The organism is Mesorhizobium sp. M7A.F.Ca.AU.002.02.1.1 (assembly GCF_003998535.1).
GTDB classification, from domain to species: domain Bacteria; phylum Pseudomonadota; class Alphaproteobacteria; order Rhizobiales; family Rhizobiaceae; genus Mesorhizobium; species Mesorhizobium ciceri.
On the sequence record NZ_RZPB01000607.1, the window covers coordinates 1 to 3632 of the forward strand.

Here is a 3632-nt window from a genome sequence, read left to right on the forward strand (position 1 = left end):
GCTGTGGGAGACGGTCACAAGGCTGGAGCCGCTGAAGCCGAAATTCGTCTCGGTGACTTACGGCGCCGGCGGCTCGACACGGGAGCGCACCGCGCGCACTGTAAAGCGCATCCTGACGGAAACCGGTATTCCTGCAGCGGCGCATCTGACCTGCGTCGGGGCAACGCGCGACGAGGTCGATGCGGTCATCCAGGATTACAAATCGATCGGCATCAACCGGTTCGTGGCGCTGCGCGGCGACCCGGCCTCCGGCGTCGGCGAGCCCTACCGGCCGCATCCCGGTGGCTACGAGAATGGCGCGGAACTGGTCGCCGGGCTCAAGACGATCGCGGATTTCGACATCTCCGTCGCGGCTTATCCGGAAAAGCATCCGCAAAGCCCCGATTTCGCCACCGACATCGAGATGCTGAAGCGCAAGGTCGACAATGGCGCGACGCGGGCGATCACCCAGTTCTTCTTCGACAACGATCTCTACGAGCGCTATGTCGAGCGCGTTCGCCGCGCCGGCATCTACATCCCGATCGTGCCGGGCATCCAGCCGGTTCACAGTTTCAAGCAGGTCGCGAACTTTTCCGCGAGGGCGGGCGCGCATGTGCCCGGCTGGCTGGCGGAGCGTTTCGAAGGCCTCGACAAGGACCCGCAGACGCATGCGCTGGTGGCATCGGCGGTGGCAGCCGAACAGGTCATGGACCTGGTCGAGCGCGGTGTCGGCGATTTCCACTTCTACACCATGAACCGCGCCGATCTGGTCTTTGCCATCTGCCATATGATCGGTATTCGCTCGCACGAGGCGGCGGCCGCCGGATCAGCCGCGGCATGAGGTCGGGCTCAACAACAAAAGGCCGGGAAAAACCCGGCCTTTTGAATTGGTTGGACTATTTGGGTGCTGGTCTTCCCCGCTTTGGCGGTCAGGGAAGGAAGCCCATAATGAGGGCTCCGATAAAGGCGAACGCAGCACAGATCATCAATGCGTTGATAGGCCTCGTAAGTCCCATGACATAGCCTCCTCTTAAAGAGCTATGTCATGGAGTCTAGGTTCATTTGTGCCACAGGCAAGCGGAAAATGTGCTGCATTGCGACGTGATTGTGAAATCCGCGACATGTCTTTTGCCGTTAGGCTTTGAAACTCCTAGGCAAATACCGACTTCAGACCTGTGAATAAAATGTGGCCGGCTCGTGTCGCTGCCGTGTCATGGCAGCGCTACCGCCGCGAAAGTCGAATGCGACTTTCGCGGCGATGTGGGGGTTCAAAGGACGCGCTAACGTCTTCCAAGGACGCGCCCGTCGATGGTGATGAGGCCGAGCGCGATCAGCACCACCCCGCCGATTTCGAACAGCTCCAGCCGCTCGCCTAGGAACAGGAAGCCGAGCAGCATGGCGCTGGCCGGCACAACAAGCGTGACCAGCGAGGCGTTGGTAGCGCCCGCCGAGGCGACGAGGTTGAAATAGAGGATGTAGGCGACGGCTGTGGACAGAAGTGCCAGCGCCAGCACCGCCGCCCAGACCGGCGGCGAGGCCGAGAACAGGCCGGATGGGCCGTAGGTGAAGAGCACGATCGGGATCATGATGATGGTCGAAGCGGTCAACTGCCCGGTGGCGACGACCGGCGAGGGCACGCCCTTGAAGCGGCGGGCGACCATCAGCGCAATGCCATAGGACAGTGAAGCGCCGATCAGCGCGAATTTGGCCCAGACCGGGCCGCCGAGCCCGGCAAGCAGGCCGGGGCCGATCATGACGGCCGTACCGGCGATGCCGAGCGCAATGCCGGCGAGCTTGTTCCAGGAGAGCTTTTCGTCCGATGTCAGCGCATTGGCGAGAATCAATGTCCAGAACGGCGTCGTGGCGTTGAGCACCGAGGCGACGCCGGCGCCAAGCTCCGTCTGGCCGGCGAAGATCAGCGAAAAGGGCACCACATTGTTGGTGAGCGCCAGCAGGAAGAACAGGCCTGCATGCGGAAGCGCGAGGCGGAAGGACGGGCCGCACAGGCCGAGATAGATCTGTAGCGCGATCGCGGCGATGGCGACGCGAAACAGCACCAGCACCAGCGGGGGGAGTTCGGCCACCGCGATGCGGGCAAAGAAGAACGAGCCGCCCCAGATCGCGCCGAGCAGCAGGAGCTGCCCCCAGTCCTTGAGCACCATCGGCCCGCGCGGTGCTGATGTCGCGGCTATTGTCATGTGAGTCGCCCTCCCAGACGGCCTGAATGCCAGTCAGTCAGGCAGAAGCCATATCGGACTCAGTGACAAGAGCCACCCGAAACCTGATCGCTGGCAAACGTTGCTGGCAAAGACCCAGCGCCCCAGCGTCAGCCGCACGAGACACAGAATTGTTTTCATTAGCCGCTAGCTTGGATTAATTGTGCGCAGCCGAAGTGAGGATTCGTCCATGCAGCGATTCGAGAATGCCCGCGAGGCGGCACTGGCGCTTCGTCCGGACGATCCGGTCTATTGCTTCCGCCCGCAAGTGCTGATGGCGGATGCCAGGCAGTTCATGGGCATGTTCCCCGGCAAGACCGCCTATGCGGTCAAGACCAATGGCGAGCAGATCGTGCTGAAGACGCTGGTCGAAGCCGGCGTCAAGGCTTTCGACGTCGCTTCGCCGGGCGAGTTCGCCGCCGTGCGTGCCGTTTCCCCCGATGCCGAGATGCTCTACATGCACCCGGTCAAGGCGCAGTCGGACATCAAGCTGGCGCTGGAGAAATACGCCATCCGCGTCATTTCGCTCGATCATGAGGACGAGATCACCAAGCTGACGCGAGTGGTGCGGGCTCTCGACATCGATCCGGGCTCGATCAGCGTGTTCGTGCGGGTGCAGACCAAGGGGCATGCCGCCTACGAACTGTCGAAGAAGTTCGGCGCCGGGCCGGCGTATGCCGTCGAGCTCGCGGAGCGGCTGAGCCGTACCGGCTACAAGGTCGGCCTGTGCTTCCATGTCGGCAGCCAGATCGAGGATCCCGATACCTATGAGCGGGCGCTGGCTTCCGCCGACTGGGTGCGCAACCGGCTGACCTTCGATATTGCCGGGCTCGATGTCGGCGGCGGTTTCCCCGCCGAATACGGCCACGACCCTAACCGCAAGCAGATCGAGATGCCGTCGCTTGGCCAGATCATGTCGCGGCTGTCGGGCGATCTGAAGGAGTATCAGTTCGACCAGATGCCGCTGGTGGCTGAGCCCGGCCGGGTGATCGTGGCGCGCTGCCTGTCGTTGATCGTGCGGGTGCTGCTGCGCAAGGGCAAGCGGCTCTACATCAATGACGGCATCTGGGCATCGCTGTCGGATTCATGGACCGGCAAGATCACGCTGCCGGCGCGCTTCATTCCCGACCCGGCGATCCGCTCGCGCAATGGCGAGGAGAAGAACATCGTGCCGTTCAAGGTCTGCGGCGCGACCTGCGATTCCGTCGACATCCTGTCGCGGCCGTTCTGGCTGCCGGAAACGGTCGATACCGGCGACTGGATCGAGATCGGCCATATCGGCGCGTATTCGCTGTCGCTGAGGACCCGCTTCAACGGCTTCTATCCCGACACCTTCGTCGAGGTGACGACGCCGTTCGACGAGGGCGACGCGCCACAGGGTTTTGCCAGTTTGGAGACGATGGCGGATTGAGGGGAATAAGGCAGTAGGGGAATAGG

The 3632-nt window shown here is 62.8% G+C and carries 3 protein-coding genes; 2 read left to right on the plus strand and 1 reads right to left on the minus strand.

The genetic code is table 11. The features are described 5' to 3' along the window. Window position 1: 1 nt before the first annotated feature. A complete protein-coding gene (metF, locus tag EN879_RS27720) occupies window positions 2-820 on the plus strand; it encodes a methylenetetrahydrofolate reductase [NAD(P)H] (protein ID WP_245493874.1) in 819 nt (272 codons plus the stop codon). 439 nt (window positions 821-1259) lie between these two features. Here the strand turns inward: metF and EN879_RS27725 are convergent, their stop codons facing one another. Next, window positions 1260-2177, minus strand: coding sequence for a DMT family transporter (locus EN879_RS27725; RefSeq protein ID WP_063168490.1), 918 nt, complete (start codon window positions 2175-2177; stop codon window positions 1260-1262). 208 nt (window positions 2178-2385) lie between these two features. On the opposite strand from EN879_RS27725, the gene EN879_RS27730 reads away from it, so the two are divergent. Next, window positions 2386-3606, plus strand: coding sequence for an alanine racemase (locus tag EN879_RS27730; RefSeq protein WP_063168489.1), 1221 nt, complete (start codon window positions 2386-2388; stop codon window positions 3604-3606). Window positions 3607-3632: the final 26 nt, after the last annotated feature.

Excerpts from the sequence above, each read along its gene's own strand:
- EN879_RS27725 (WP_063168490.1), bottom strand. The coding sequence starts at position 2,177 with ATGACAATAGCCGCGACATCAGCACCGCGCGGGCCGATGGTGCTCAAG.
- EN879_RS27730 (WP_063168489.1), top strand. The coding sequence starts at position 2,386 with ATGCAGCGATTCGAGAATGCCCGCGAGGCGGCACTGGCGCTTCGTCCG.